At 50.7% G+C, this 13,616-nt stretch carries 12 protein-coding genes and 1 pseudogene; 8 read left to right on the plus strand and 5 right to left on the minus strand.

Annotated elements, in window-relative coordinates:
- Positions 1–370: 370 nt before the first annotated feature.
- Together H6G13_RS07595 and H6G13_RS07600 are read left to right on the plus strand one after the other, a co-directional pair.
- Positions 371–715 carry an antibiotic biosynthesis monooxygenase gene (locus tag H6G13_RS07595; protein WP_190482534.1) on the plus strand — a complete coding sequence of 115 codons (345 nt, stop codon included), beginning with the start codon at positions 371–373 and terminating at the stop codon, positions 713–715.
- Positions 716–796: 81 nt separating this feature from the next.
- Entirely contained in the window at positions 797–1,468 is a 672-nt protein-coding gene (locus H6G13_RS07600; protein WP_190482535.1) for a hypothetical protein, read from the plus strand.
- 227 nt (positions 1,469–1,695) lie between these two features.
- On the opposite strand, the gene H6G13_RS07605 is transcribed toward H6G13_RS07600, so the two are convergent.
- From H6G13_RS07605 to H6G13_RS07615, 3 genes and pseudogenes are all read right to left on the minus strand, one after another.
- Entirely contained in the window at positions 1,696–2,250 is a 555-nt protein-coding gene (locus tag H6G13_RS07605) for a phycobiliprotein lyase (RefSeq protein WP_190482536.1), read from the minus strand.
- 350 nt (positions 2,251–2,600) lie between these two features.
- On the minus strand, positions 2,601–3,344 hold the full coding sequence (locus H6G13_RS07610; protein ID WP_190482929.1) for a peptidylprolyl isomerase: 744 nt from the start codon (positions 3,342–3,344) through the stop codon (positions 2,601–2,603).
- Positions 3,345–3,474: 130 nt separating this feature from the next.
- Positions 3,475–3,648, minus strand: a pseudogene (locus tag H6G13_RS07615) (Uma2 family endonuclease); the annotation flags it as partial.
- Between the two features lie 91 nt (positions 3,649–3,739).
- Between H6G13_RS07615 and H6G13_RS07620 the strand changes: the two are divergent.
- The 4 genes from H6G13_RS07620 (at position 3,740) to H6G13_RS07635 (ending at position 10,459) form a co-directional block, all read left to right on the plus strand.
- Positions 3,740–4,681 (plus strand): isopenicillin N synthase family oxygenase, encoded by a 942-nt coding sequence (locus H6G13_RS07620; protein WP_190482538.1) that lies wholly within the window; start codon positions 3,740–3,742, stop codon positions 4,679–4,681.
- A 94-nt stretch (positions 4,682–4,775) separates the two neighbouring features.
- Complete coding sequence (locus tag H6G13_RS07625; protein ID WP_190482539.1) at positions 4,776–5,702, plus strand: FTR1 family protein; 927 nt, start codon at positions 4,776–4,778, stop codon at positions 5,700–5,702.
- 330 nt (positions 5,703–6,032) lie between these two features.
- Entirely contained in the window at positions 6,033–6,635 is a 603-nt protein-coding gene (locus H6G13_RS07630; protein ID WP_190482540.1) for a Crp/Fnr family transcriptional regulator, read from the plus strand.
- Positions 6,636–7,111: 476 nt separating this feature from the next.
- Positions 7,112–10,459, plus strand: a complete 3,348-nt coding sequence (locus H6G13_RS07635) for a DUF4347 domain-containing protein (protein ID WP_190482541.1) — start codon at positions 7,112–7,114, stop codon at positions 10,457–10,459.
- A gap of 113 nt (positions 10,460–10,572) precedes the next feature.
- Here H6G13_RS07635 and H6G13_RS07640 read toward each other — a convergent pair whose 3' ends face one another.
- Together H6G13_RS07640 and sufR are read right to left on the minus strand one after the other, a co-directional pair.
- Complete coding sequence (locus tag H6G13_RS07640) at positions 10,573–10,851, minus strand: hypothetical protein (RefSeq protein ID WP_190482542.1); 279 nt, start codon at positions 10,849–10,851, stop codon at positions 10,573–10,575.
- A 12-nt stretch (positions 10,852–10,863) separates the two neighbouring features.
- Positions 10,864–11,520, minus strand: a complete 657-nt coding sequence (gene sufR, locus H6G13_RS07645; protein ID WP_190482543.1) for an iron-sulfur cluster biosynthesis transcriptional regulator SufR — start codon at positions 11,518–11,520, stop codon at positions 10,864–10,866.
- A 201-nt stretch (positions 11,521–11,721) separates the two neighbouring features.
- Between sufR and H6G13_RS07650 the strand changes: the two genes are divergently transcribed.
- Positions 11,722–12,081: a ferredoxin-thioredoxin reductase catalytic domain-containing protein gene (locus H6G13_RS07650; RefSeq protein WP_190482544.1), complete on the plus strand. Its 360-nt coding sequence runs from the start codon at positions 11,722–11,724 to the stop codon at positions 12,079–12,081.
- 58 nt (positions 12,082–12,139) lie between these two features.
- Positions 12,140–13,579, plus strand: a complete 1,440-nt coding sequence (sufB, locus tag H6G13_RS07655; RefSeq protein ID WP_190482545.1) for a Fe-S cluster assembly protein SufB — start codon at positions 12,140–12,142, stop codon at positions 13,577–13,579.
- Positions 13,580–13,616: the final 37 nt, after the last annotated feature.

Below are 13,616 nucleotides of genomic sequence, written 5' to 3' on the forward strand. Positions count from 1 at the left end.
ATGCTTAAGTGACAGGAAAGGAGTCCTCATGCGAGTACTAATCATTTTATTGGCGGTTGTTTGAGGCGATATGACTAACCCGCATACGCTGCCATCAGCCTCCGAAGGCATGGATGCAGCTGTGAGCAGCGCCATGAACTCCCAACAAACTGGCTACTGAACTTTCACAGACTTTAGGGCATAAACTGGAGCCATAACTCTATCTGGGTGCAATGGATGACGCTGACTTCAACGCTTTTATCACTCACATAAACTAGGGCAATACGTGTCGGATGTCGAAAAGCAAGTGAAATTCTTCAGCCCCATGCTGACCACCTGGTGATTCAGTAAACCGCTGGCTTACAGGCGCAAACCTTAATAGAGGCTAAACGTGGCAACTATCGAAAAATTTCAACCGCTGGTGACTCTCATCAATGTTCACGTCTGCAAGCCGGAAGACCAACAACAACTTGCTGATTTGTTAGTGGAAGGCGTGAACACTATTTATCGACACGTGCCGGGCTTCATCTCAGCGAGCATACACAAAAGCTTGGACGGCGTGCGAGTAACCAACTACGCGCAGTATCGCAGCCGCGAGGATATTGACGCAGTTTGGTCAAATCCGGATGTCGGCGCATTCGCGCAAAAGGTCGGCAAATTCGTGGAATCTTTTGATGCTCATTTATATGAAGTGATTGAAGTTGCAACGCCTGACCCTGAGCAGCAGATTTCGTAGCGCTGGGCAAAGCAAAGCGTGCCTATCACAGCATAGGCCTCTGGAGGCTGAGTAAGCTTATCCTCAAATAGCTTTGGAACTATGGCATTTGAATTTGATCATCTCTTTATCTGTACTGATATTGGTGCTTGCGAGGCTGACCGTTTAGTATCCTTTGGTTTAGTAGAAGGGACATCTAATACACATCCTGGACAAGGCACGACCAATCGCCGTTTCTTTTTCCACAACGCGATGTTGGAACTGTTGTGGGTTCACGATATAGAAGAGGCAACATCAGAGCTAATTCGCCCTACACGTCTTTGGGAGCGATGGGTAAATCGGAAAGATAACACATGTCCATTTGGAGTTGGTTTGCGTCCAGGGACAAGTGGTGGTGACACCGTTGCGTTTTCCAGTTGGGCATATCGTCCACCTTATCTGTCTGACACACTAAGTATCGCAGTAGGTACAAATAGTAATGTGCTAACAGAGCCGATGCTCTTTCAGATTCCATTTGGCAAACGTCCAGATCAATACCCTACTGAAAAGGCAGAGCCTCTAAATCATCCTGCTGGTTTTCGCGAAATAACTCGTATAGAGTTGGTCAGTCCGACCGCAGATAATCCATCACCAGAATTTCAGGCGGTGATTGACATCAACCAGGTCAAGGTACGAGTTGGAGTAGAGTATTGCGTGGAGCTTGGCTTTGATTGGGAGGTGCAGGGGCATCAAGTAGATTTTCGACCTGGGTTGCCCCTTATCCTGAGTTGGTAGCTCAAATCCGCTACCTGACAAGCGCCATTAGCGGACTCATTCCCTTAGAGAAGATGCTAACCAGATTGAAGCGACCTGAGGGGCTGACGAGAGTAGCGGTTGAATTGTAGTCGCTGACGAAATATGCATGCGTAGGGAAAGTTAAGCTTCAGCTTTTGGTAAGCTTTGCCGAGTTTAATCTGCCTAAAGCCCCTTGCATTGGTTCTGGTGCAGCGATGACCACTAGGCTAAGCCTCTTTTTGTTCGACGCCGAAGCCGACTAGCGCCAGAGTATCGAGGGGTTCGCCTTCGGCAGGCCTCTGATAGTTTAAAATGCGGCGGATTCGCATTTTAGGATTGACCAAGATGATTGAGTCTACCGATACAACCCGCGTGTAGCGAGTAGTCATCAGCAGTTCGCGGGTCTCATTATTGAACCGAAACTCGGAGATAATCGGGCGCGACTCTTCGTAGGCGCGATCGCGCAGGTAGTCGCCTTCCAGAAAATTGCCGTCCTGCTGCTTGGGCACAAACAGCATCCGCAGTTCTTGAGAGACTTCCTCACCTTTTTCAGAAACGGTGTGAAAGCCTAGCCGAAAGCCGGGCAGATCTTCTAGATGGCTGACCTCGCCGTATTCATTGTCGGTCAACACCTTCTGCTTCAGATCAGGGGTGATGGCATCGACGCGGAACTCGGTGTGTGATCGCTCCACCTCCTGGTGGGTCAAGTAGTGGTAGGTTCGCTCTGTGACCCAGTTGCCCACACAGCATTCAAAGAAATACTTAAATACCGAAAGATCCATTGCATCAGACCCCTACAACTCTGAGCTATTTTCTGAGCGTGTTTACAGAGTAGCAGCCAACAATCCGCAGTGGGGCAGTGACCTCACTAGCTGTAGGGGAGCGCGGATTTGACCTAAGCTCGAGCCTGAAGTGCGTGGCAGTTGCTTCTCAGCCCAGTAGCTGCCCGTGACTGCCGACTTTGACAATGCAGCCTTTGTCAATCACCACAATGCGGCCAACATGCGAATAGTAGAGCTGAAACAGCTTATAGAGGGGCGCGTCGCTGCCGTAAGACTGCTACAACAAGGCAGGACTGCAGCGACGCGGCTCAGACTTACGAAGCATAGACAGATTTCTCAAAAATTCTCAATCAGAGGCTGTCTTTCGTCTGGCTGAGAATCCCCATATTCTTTTCGATCTCTTCCTTTAGCCAAACGCTAAACAGCTCATCTAGCAGCCTTTGCAGCGTGGCATCGTCCATTTTGGCCGGTAAAAACTTTTCCAGCCGCACCACCACAAACCACTCCCCAACCCGCGTCGGGGGCCACAGCTGGCCGGGCTGACTGATCGACAAAATGCGGGCCAGCGACGGATGAGGCACTGATAGCTCTACGGGGCCAATTAGCCCGCCCGTCTGGGCTTCCTGTCCTTCAGAATATTCTCGCGCTAAATCGGCAAAGGGCTGACCGTCATCGTTGATGCGAAAGTACAGCTCTTGAGCCAGCCCCGGCTCCTGGGTGCGAATTAGAGAGTAAAGCACCCGGTCTAGGCTGCTCTTGCGCTGGAGAAAGTAAGACTCTAGCTTGGCTCCCCAAGTCTCTAGCTTAAATTTGGTTAGCTTTTCCTCCCGCAGCATCAGCTGGGCAAACGCCTCTGGAGAGAGCTGCCGCTGGGCTGCAAACGACTGCCGCTGTTCGTCAGACTGAATATTAAAGGTCTGGTCAAAGCGAGCCTGGGCGCGGGCCTGCTCCTCCTCGGTCAGCTCAATCGCTGCGATCGCATGATCAATCACCAGCTCCCGAATCAGCTGAGGCATCAGGCCGTACTGGCGCAGTAGGGGGATGATGTCCTCGGCGCTGTAATTGCGATCGCCCACAGTTAAGCTGTCGGTCATGGGAATTGGCAGGAGAGAAGTTTTCATAGATGCTGCAAGCATATTCCATTAAACCTAAACACAAGCATGGTTCCCACAACCGGGCAAAAATTAAGAGTATTTAACCGAAATTCACCCTCTTTTGCTGGGTTTACTCTAGTAACCAATCAAACAAATTTTTAACTGTGAGCCCTAGATCACCGGCAAACGACGGCACCGGCAAAAGTACCTCTGCCTCGTCAAAGACCTCGGTTTCCTGTTTGGGATGATAAATGAATACCGTTTGCTCGGCTGGGTCGATCAGCCAGCCCATCTGAGTTCCATTGGAGGGCCGCCTCTGACGAGCCAAGTAACACATCTCCGATTCTACCAAGGCCCATTTGCTCGTATTTAACAGACACCCTTAAACTGAGGAAATGACTAGCTCAATTTCTCAACCACTCATTCCTACCCTTGACCTGCAAACTTTTCTGACAGGGGAGCCCAAGGAGCAGACACAATTCATTGATGCTGTTGGGCTGGCGTTGGAGCGAATTGGTTTCTTTGTACTGAGCAACTCTGACGTTGATCCGGCCAGTATTGCCAAGGCCTACGGCACAGCCGAACGCTTTTTTTCTCTAGATACCGCCACCAAATTTCAGTACGAATATCCCCACCTGAAAGGTCAGGCAGGCTTTACTCGATTTGGCCGGGAACAGGCAAAGGATGCAGCCCTCCCCGATCTAAAAGAGTTTTGGCACGTCAATCGCAGCAGCCTACAGCAGCCCGATCACTTCTGGCCTCAGGAAGTGCCTGAGTTTCGCTCAGCCATGATCCGTCTCTTTGCTCAGCTTGAGACCTGCGCCGGAATCTTGCTAGAAGCCTGCGCTCTGTACTTGGATCAGCCACGCACTTGGCTCAGTGAGCAAGTGATCGAAGGCAACACGGTGTTGCGTATTGCCCACTATCCGCCCATTCCTGCTGATGCGCCTGCCGGTAGCTTGCGAGCGGCTGCCCATGAAGACATTAACTTCATTACGCTGCTTTGCGAAGCGACGGCTCCAGGGCTAGAAGTTCTCACTCACACAGGCGACTGGCTGCCGCTGCAGGCAGAGCCGGGGCAGATTATTGTCGATACGGGCGATATGCTGCAAAACTTGACCAACGGTCTGTTCAAAAGCACCACCCATCGAGTGGTCAATCCGGTCAATCCCCGAGGTGGCAGGCTGTCGCTGCCCTTTTTTGTGCACCCTCGATCGGAAGTCGATCTCAGTCCTTACCCAGCTTGCGTAGCAAGAACTGGTGGCACTGCTCACTATCCCAACCTGACTGCTGGCGAATACTTGGCCCAGCGGTTGCAAGAAATTGGGCTGGCCTAGGGTGGGCGGCTCCGAAAACCAGTGTTCTCTGACACAATGCTATTAAAGAACATCCAGTTTTTGCCCTTTTTTGGCGTTTGCCCCTTCCGCCAGTATGGATTTCACTGCAGCTCTACCCACGTTTCTAATCACCCTGCGAGAAGGGGTGGAGGCAGCCCTAGTCGTCGGCATCGTGCTGGCCTGTCTGAGTAAGGCCAATCAGCCTCAGCTCAACCGCTGGGCCTATTTAGGCGTGCTGGCGGGACTGGTGGGCAGCATCATGATCGGCATTGCCTTGGGATCGGGGCTGCAGCAGCTCCAGCTAGTGCTGCCGAATCTAGAATCGGTGGTTAAGCCGCTGCTGAATGTGTTGTTTTGTGCGATCGCAATTATCCTCCTGAGCTGGATGCTGGTATGGATGACTCAACAGTCTCGTTCACTCAAGTCCGAGATCGAAGGTAACGTCACCACTGCTCTGAAAAACTCTGATACGGCCGCCTGGAGCGTCTTTAGCCTGATCTGCATTGCCGTGCTGCGAGAAGGCTTTGAAACGGTGCTGTTTCTCTTTACTACGGTGCAGCAGGGGTCGACAGCGGCTGCGGTGGGAGGTGCGATCGCAGGTCTGTTCAGCGCCGCCCTGATCGGTCTGGCCCTCTTCCGCTGGGGCATTCGCATCAACCTAAAGCAGTTCTTTCAGGTGATGGGTGTGCTGCTGCTGCTGATCGTCGGCGGCCTAGTGCTCTCTGCATTTAAGAACCTGGATGCGGCTCTAGCTGCCATCAGCCAGCTCGACCTGCGCAACTCCGATCTCTGCTTTTCCCAGACTTCCTGCATCTTAGGGCCAGAGGTTTGGAATGGCACTCACTTTCTGCCTGAGAAAAAGTTTCCCGGCATTCTGCTCAAAACCCTCTTCGGCTACCGCGAACACCTCTACCTGCTTCAGGTTCTGGCCTATCTAGGCTTCCTCTTCACCATCGGTGGCACCTATTTCCGCAGCCTAAACCCACACACATCAGCAGGGAAGACGGCTGTTAGTCAGTAAGAACTAAGCCGCCTAGCAACCAGACCCTGCCTAGGCAGCCATCCTAGCGGCAGTGCTGCCGCTGCCTTGAGGAGACAACCCCCTCCAAGGCACCTTCCAGCGCGAAGCATTGGAAAGAAAAGACTCCTCACCCCCAATCGCAATACCCCTTCTTGAACAACAGACCTAAGGGAACCCCTAGCACGCCGTCTTCGCGTCCCCACGCCTACACAATCACGCGAAGTTCGATTGTATTCAAATTCATTTAGATCCAATTCTCATTTCACTTTGCTTTAAGCTGTGATATCGTAAGCGAAGTATTTCAGCCTAATTAGCGTGGGTCTAAGCAAAATGAGCACGTTGACTCAACTTCAAGCCAAGCTTCAAATGTCCGTGCCCGTTGCAGCACCCAGTCGCACCTTCCCCAGTCGCACCTCATTACCGACTAAGAAGGGGCTGTACTGGCTTTTAAAGTCAGGTGTTGCCCGCACGCTGTGCTATTTGGAAGATGGGAGCGTCATTACCCTAGGAATTTGGGGAGCCGGCGATGTAGTGGGCGAACCGCTCTCCAAGGCCCAACCCTTCGTTATCGAAACCCTCTCCAAAGTAGACGCCGAGCCAATTCTGGCAGCTAACTGGCAACCCCCTGCTGAAGTTTTGCTCAGCTACTGGCAGCAGACCGAGGCGCTGCTGTTAACCCGCGCCAACCGTCGAGCAGATGCTGTTCTGCTAGGTGTTTTAGGATGGCTGGCCCGTCGTTTTGGACAACAGATTGACCGGGGTTGTTTAATTGGCTTACGGCTGACCCACCAGGACTTAGCTGAGCTGAGCGGCCTAACTCGCGTCACTGTCACCCGTCTCCTCGGCCAGCTTGAAGATCAGGGCCTTATCTATCGGCCCTCGCGTCAACTAATCTTGGCCCAAGAGACTGAGCACTGGCACTACGAGATCTAGCCTCCGTAAAACTACGGCAATGAGCAGAAACAAGCTCAGGAGCCCGTAAATTCTCTGTGCCTAGCCTAAATTGCTTGCCCTAGAATGAGCAGGTTGAGAAGGTTCTTTCTGTAAAGCTTCTAATTGTTCTTATTCTCAATCCTTTCTTCACAGTTACTGTTTTTTCATCCGCACTTTTCCGTTTATTTGTTTACCAAATAAGTAAACAAATAAAACTAAACTTACTTACGTAAAAAATTGGCTTGCATGCGAAAGAGGGTCGGTGTCTTTTAAGAGATGTCGACCCTCTCTTGCGTGAAACTACAGGCTTTGTATTGATAAATATAGCTTTTCTAAAGCAGCCAGATTTAGCGTTACTTACTCCAGATCTTGGGAATCAAAGATAAAGAGCCACAGAGCAGTCACTAGGCTGAGAACTTTGAATTCTTGAGCCTACTCCTCATGTACTTTAGTCTTTTCGCGATTCAAGTAGGCAAATGGTTAGTACCCCAAAACTCTCAAGAATTTCTCAAGCCACCATCAGCGAGCATCAGAAAGTGTATTCCTCTGAAAACGCAAATATCCCCCAGGTCAACACTTCAATGCTGGTCATCATTGACGCTGGGGTAGATGACTATGAGTTCCTGGTTAGCGGTGTAGTACCCGGCGCTTCTGTGGTGGTGCTAAATTCCGAACAAGATGGCGTCGCGCAGATTACCCAAGCGCTTGAAAAAGCTACCGTTCCTGTTACAGAGCTCCACATCGTTTCCCACGGTGCCCCCGGCACCCTCTACCTGGGCAATACCCAGCTGAGCCTGGAGACTCTCAACTACTACGCACCTCAAATCTCCCAATGGCTTGCTTCTAGCGACTCCCTCCTCTCTCCTCCCTCCTTACTCCTTTATGGTTGCAACATTGCCGCAGGCGATGCGGGAGAAGAGTTTATTGAAAAACTTCAATCATTAGCAAAAGCAAGCATCTTAGCATCAACTACAAAAACTGGTACTTCAAGTCTAGGAGGAGACTGGAATTTCCAAATTCAGACTGGAAGCTCTCAGGCTAAAGCTGCTTTCACCTCAGAAACAATTTTAGAGTATTCAAGCATCATGGCATCTGTAGTTAGAGTAGAAGCTCCTTCACGGACATATGGACTAGGAGAGCCTGTCCGTATCAGGGTTCATTTTGATAGCAGGATTGTTCATGCTCACTTCGATGACCCTGGTAGCATTTCTTTGCAGCTAGAAACAGGGCAGAATGATGCTTTTGCAAGACCTGATGGTTCATGGATCCCTGACTGGAGACCTGGCTTCGTCCCTGTAGATTACATAGAATTTACTTACACTCCATCTAATGGGGAAAGCAGTCTAGATCTTGACTACACTTCTATTGATGCTCTTTTCTCTGCATCTGATATTGGTTTTGAAGACGGAACTTGGTTGTGGGGTCAAACTATATCTTTGCCGGCTCCAGGTTCTGCCGGCTCTCTTAGCAACACAAGCAATGTCGTTATTGCTTCTTCAGATTTAAACGGCAATCTTACAGCTGGTCCTCTTAGTGAACCAACTGCTCTAGCCACAGCTATAGATGCATCCGAAAAAGCAGTTTCAGTTTTCGACTTCGCCATTGGCGACGGTGGCGGCACCGACGGTGGCGACAATCTGCCCCTTGGCGTTACTCAAGTTAGAGTAAATGTTATTCAAGGCCCAGAGTTTGCCAATCAGGTGACCTGGCTGCTGAATGGTCCAGACCTCGGTAGCGATGTGCAAGGTACTTATGCCAATGGTGTAATTACCTTTTCAAACCTTCCCATTTCCGTCGCCAACGCTACTGGCGAAACTTACGTTGTTAAAGCTTTCTACAACAACACCATAGGTCTTGTTGACGGTCAAAAGTTTGCCCTTAGTATTGATGGCGACACCGATTTGACTATCAGCTCCGGCGGTACTCGTATGGGCGCTACCGAGCCTGTCACCAACGGTGCCGGGTTTGCCGTTAAAGATGACATTCCCCCTATAGTTACCAAACCCAGTTTGGCGATGGGTAGCGACAGTGGCATTTCTCCTACCGACAACATCACCAACATCACCCAGCCAACTTTCACTGGGTTGGTCAATGAGGGCAATAGCAAAATCGCTGTGTATAGCGATCTCAACGGCAAACTAGGCGAAGTCACGGCCGATGCTCAGGGCAACTGGCAGTTGACCTCTGACATCACACTAACCTCTGATAACCACAGAATCACCGTCCAGGCGATTGACCCAGCAGGCAATTTTAGCTTAGTTTCAGATTCCCTGAGCCTGACGATTGATAACACAGTTCCTCTCATACCAAGCATCACCAGCATCTCTGAAGATACCGGGATGGTGAATGATGACTTTATTACCCAGAGCACCTCGCCTACTTTCTCGGGCAATGCTGAAGCTAACAGCAAGGTCATGTTGTTTGTTCAATTCGAAGAACAACAAGAACTGAGAGAGGGACTAGGTCTTTTGCAAGTTGGCGAAAGCATCGCTGATGCAGAAGGAAACTGGAGCGTTACTCTGGCAGAAGAAATGGTCTTGCCAGATGGAGGCTTCTCCTTCGTAGCCGGATCTGTTGATCTTGCGGGCAACCTATCAGAGCTATCTCCCGTGACTACCGTGACGGTAGACAATACTGCTCCCCTAGTCACAAGCGTAACCTCGCTTTCAGAGAACAAAACCTATCTCGCTGGCGACAAGATTGACTTCGCCATCACTTTTAGTGAAGCAGTCTTCGTCTCAGGCACACCAGAACTAGCCCTGAATCTAGTTAAATCAGAAGCTAGCGCGAAGTATATAAGCGGTGTTAGCTCGAACGCGAGTGCCGAATACATCAGCGGTAGTGGAACCTCTACTCTAACCTTCAGCTACACAGTGCAAGCTCAAGACGCAAGCCTTGACCTAGATTATCTATCAAAGGATGCGCTAGCCTTGTTCCAAGGCGCAAGCATAGTAGATGCTGCAGGCAACCAGGGTAACCTGGCCCTAGCCGATCCAGGCAGTGAAGGTTCCCTTGGCTTTGGCCATAACATCCTTATCAAGGGATTCGCTGATACCAAAGTTGGAGTAGTTAGAAACAACTACATCAGCTTCAATCTGTTCTCAAAGTTGGAGAACTTAAGCAGCGGTATCTCAGCTGAGAACAATCCGGTAGAAATGGGTGGCATCAACCTAGCTGACATCTTTGATGAGACTTACTATCTAAGCCAAAACCCTGATGTCGCTAACGCTGTGAACTTTGGGGTGTTTAAGACAGGCTATGAACACTTCTCCTCATTAGGTTGGAAGGAGGGCCGCAGTCCTAGCATTCTGTTCAACGAGCAGTACTACCTGTCACAAAATACAGACATTGCCAAGGCTGTCACTGATAAAACGCTGCAAAGCGGACTAGAACATTTCCTCTTATTTGGCCATAAGGAGGGCCGAAATTCTAGTACTGCATTCAACCAGCAGGATTACCTCACTCAAAACAGCGACATTAAAGATGCTGTAGCTAAAGGACTCATCGGTAGTGGCTTTGAGCACTACGTTGAGTACGGCGCTTTTGAAAATAGAGCGTCTTCTCTCAGCCTCTACAACGAAGCGTATTATCTGCAGCAAAATCAGGATGTTGCAGGCGCTATCAAGAATGGAGCGTTCCAGTCAGGATTTGAGCACTTCGTTAGCTTCGGCCAGAGGGAAGGACGGGTTGCTAGCACTCTGTTTAGTGAGGCAAGCTACCTAGCCTCAAACCCAGATGTTCAAGGAGCTGTTTCATCTAACGCATTCACCAGTGGCTTTGAGCACTACGTTGAGTATGGCCGTGCTGAAGGTAGAATTTCCTAGAGTCTAGCCTTTAAGCAGTTCATTCAATAGACGAAGGGCCATGGGCAATTAAGCTCATGGTCCTTCGTCTATTAACGATAGGCACAATCAGACAGATCAGCCGATATACGAGACTACTCAGTAATCTCACTCAGATCGCTGGTTTCCCACTTTAAGACGGCAGCGTTCACACCCTGCTCTCGCTTTCTCTTGGCGTCTTGCTCAAACCACTGGATGATTTGCTGGGGCGTGAGGTCTTCTACCGAAGTGTTCAGTTCTTTGGCGATGTAGCCCAGCAGTTTTGCAGTCGAGAGGGTGAGCCTGGCCAAAAACTTTTCGGGAGAGGTGAGAAGCGCCTTATCGACTTCGGCTGACTCTTCGGGTGTGAGAAATTGAACGGTTTGATCAAGCATGGTGGTCTGTCTTTACTGTTTGGCTTGAATGAGATAGCCGCAGCGGTGCTCGCCATGCACCAACCAGTGAGTCCGGGTAACTAGGCAGTCGGGCAGAGCTACTTGAAACATCTCTAGCTCATGGCCGCAGACGGTCGGGAAGGTTTCAGCGATGTGGGAAATGGCGCAGTTGTACTCTGTGATCACAAACTTAGCCCTGGTTTCTGCCCCATTTTCTGGTTCTACGCGGTGCCACTCGGTCATGTAACCTTCCTCCTGGCGGAGGTGGACGAGGGTGGCGACCCGATCTGCGATCGCACCCTCCCCCACTTGCTGCCGATACTCTACGGCCTTGCGCTCCCACTGCTTGCGCAGAATCGTGCCGACCTGGTCTTTACCGACAGTTTCTGTCAGCGTGTTTAGTAGAGAGAGGGCAAATTCGTCGTACTGGGCTGGAAAATGGTCTCGACCCTTGCGGCTCAGTCGATAGAAATGATTGGGGCGGCCCATGCCCTCCTGCACAGCTCTGTGCTCAATGAGAGCTTCGGCTTCAAGATCTTTGAGGTGCCGGCGGATGGCCTGAGCACTGACCTCAAGGTGGTCTGCTAGGGCCTGGGCAGTGGACTCGCCGTGTTTTAGCAGATACTTGAGGATATCTTCTTTAGTAGACGGATGATGCAGAGAAGTCATTGTGTTGACCCACGTCAGCGCGACGATTGTTTGCCGACAGTTGTTTTTGAAGGACTGCTTTGGGAGGACTGTTTTGCAGGAGTCAGCATGGCTTTGACAACCTTCTTGTTGCTAAAGTAGTCTAAGATGAAGTTAGGCAACTTGAATGTTGCTTTAATTGTATAGAATTGTTGGGTTGTCTCGCCACGCATCAAAATACTGATGAATCCGAATAACGCCTCCCAAGCCTCTCAAAAGAACCTCGAGCTGATGCGTAACTTCGCCATGAGCTACGCCAAACGCACAGACACCTACTTCTGTACGGATCTGGGTGTGACGGCTGTAGTGCTAGAGGGCTTGGCTAAGCATAAGGACGACTTTGGTTCGCCCCTATGTCCCTGCCGTCACTATGAAGACAAAGAGGCAGAGGTCAAGGCAACCTACTGGAACTGCCCCTGTGTGCCCATGCAGGAGCGTAAGGAATGCCACTGTATGCTGTTCCTCACCCCAGACAACCCCTTCGCTGGAGAAGAGCAGGACATCACTTTTGAGCAGATTCGGTCTGAGACCAATCAGTACTAGGCCATCTCCCGTCTTTCTTCAGCCAGACTTCTTTTAGCGCATTTTCCAGGTAGCTGCCATGAGTTCCAGCGTTCAGTCCCTTGTCAATCAGCCTTACAAATATGGCTTTGTCACCGATATTGAGTCGGATGTCATTCCTCGGGGCCTCAGCGAGGACGTCGTTCGCCTAATCTCGGCCAAGAAAAACGAGCCACAGTTCATGCTGGACTTCAGGCTCAAAGCTTACCGTAAGTGGTTGACGATGGCGGAGCCTAAGTGGCCCAACGTCAAGTACAACGAGATCGACTACCAGCAGATCATCTACTACTCAGCCCCCAAGAAGAAAGCAGAAAAGCTGGGCAGCTTAGATGAGGTTGACCCCACCCTGCTAGAAACCTTTGAAAAGCTGGGAATTTCCCTGTCTGAGCAAAAGCGGCTGGCAAACGTAGCCGTTGACGCCATCTTTGACAGCGTTTCTGTGGCGACCACCTTTAAAGAGAAGCTGGCTGAAGACGGCGTTATCTTCTGCTCTATTTCTGAGGCCCTGCAGGAGCACCCAGAGCTAGTAGAGAAGTATCTAGGCAGCGTCGTTCCCATTGGCGACAACTACTTTGCCGCCCTCAATTCAGCGGTATTTAGCGACGGTTCCTTTGTCTACATCCCCAAAGACACCCAGTGCCCGATGGATCTGTCCACCTATTTCCGCATTAACAACGGAGATTCGGGGCAGTTTGAGCGGACGCTAATTGTAGCTGAAGCAGGCAGTTCCGTAACCTACTTGGAAGGCTGCACTGCGCCCATGTACGACAGCAATCAGCTCCATGCTGCGGTTGTAGAACTAGTCGCTCTAGACAATGCTGAGATTAAGTACTCTACGGTGCAGAACTGGTTTGCCGGAGACGAGCAGGGCAAAGGCGGGATCTACAACTTTGTCACTAAGCGAGGTCTTTGCGCCGGAAAAAACTCCAAGATCTCGTGGACTCAGGTAGAAACGGGTTCAGCCATTACCTGGAAATACCCCAGTTGTGTGTTGGTAGGGGACAACTCGGTTGGTGAGTTTTACTCCGTCGCGTTGACCAATAACCGGCAGCAGGCCGATACTGGCACCAAAATGGTGCACATCGGCAAAAACACCAAGAGCACGATTGTCTCTAAGGGCATTTCTGCGGGCAAATCAAGAAACAGCTACCGAGGCTTGGTGAAGATGGGGCCAAAGGCTGAGGGCGCTCGCAACTATTCCCAGTGCGACTCCATGCTGATTGGCGATACCTCCAACGCCAACACGTTCCCCTACATTCAGGTGCAGAACAGCACCGCTAGAGTGGAGCACGAGGCTTCGACTTCTAAGATTGGGGAAGATCAGCTCTTCTACTTTGCTCAGCGAGGCATCTCTGCTGAAGAAGCGATTTCTATGATCATTAGCGGCTTCTGTCGGGATGTGTTTAACAATCTACCGATGGAATTTGCTGCAGAGGCCGATAAACTGCTGGCCCTAAAGCTAGAAAACACAGTCGGCTAGATCCTGATTGCGTAGGGTGGGCATGGCCCACCCACCC

This window comes from Pseudanabaena sp. FACHB-2040, assembly GCF_014696715.1.
In the GTDB taxonomy this organism is placed as follows: Bacteria; Cyanobacteriota; Cyanobacteriia; order Phormidesmidales; family Phormidesmidaceae; genus JACVSF01.

Coding starts and splice junctions, on each gene's coding strand:
- H6G13_RS07605 (WP_190482536.1), bottom strand. CDS start 2,250: ATGGATCTTTCGGTATTTAAGTATTTCTTTGAATGCTGTGTGGGCAAC.
- sufR (WP_190482543.1), bottom strand. CDS start 11,520: ATGACTTCTCTGCATCATCCGTCTACTAAAGAAGATATCCTCAAGTAT.
- sufB (WP_190482545.1), top strand. CDS start 12,140: ATGAGTTCCAGCGTTCAGTCCCTTGTCAATCAGCCTTACAAATATGGC.
- H6G13_RS07610 (WP_190482929.1), bottom strand. CDS start 3,344: ATGACCGACAGCTTAACTGTGGGCGATCGCAATTACAGCGCCGAGGAC.
- H6G13_RS07600 (WP_190482535.1), top strand. CDS start 797: ATGGCATTTGAATTTGATCATCTCTTTATCTGTACTGATATTGGTGCT.
- H6G13_RS07625 (WP_190482539.1), top strand. CDS start 4,776: ATGGATTTCACTGCAGCTCTACCCACGTTTCTAATCACCCTGCGAGAA.
- H6G13_RS07635 (WP_190482541.1), top strand. CDS start 7,112: ATGGTTAGTACCCCAAAACTCTCAAGAATTTCTCAAGCCACCATCAGC.
- H6G13_RS07640 (WP_190482542.1), bottom strand. CDS start 10,851: ATGCTTGATCAAACCGTTCAATTTCTCACACCCGAAGAGTCAGCCGAA.
- H6G13_RS07630 (WP_190482540.1), top strand. CDS start 6,033: ATGAGCACGTTGACTCAACTTCAAGCCAAGCTTCAAATGTCCGTGCCC.
- H6G13_RS07650 (WP_190482544.1), top strand. CDS start 11,722: ATGAATCCGAATAACGCCTCCCAAGCCTCTCAAAAGAACCTCGAGCTG.
- H6G13_RS07620 (WP_190482538.1), top strand. CDS start 3,740: ATGACTAGCTCAATTTCTCAACCACTCATTCCTACCCTTGACCTGCAA.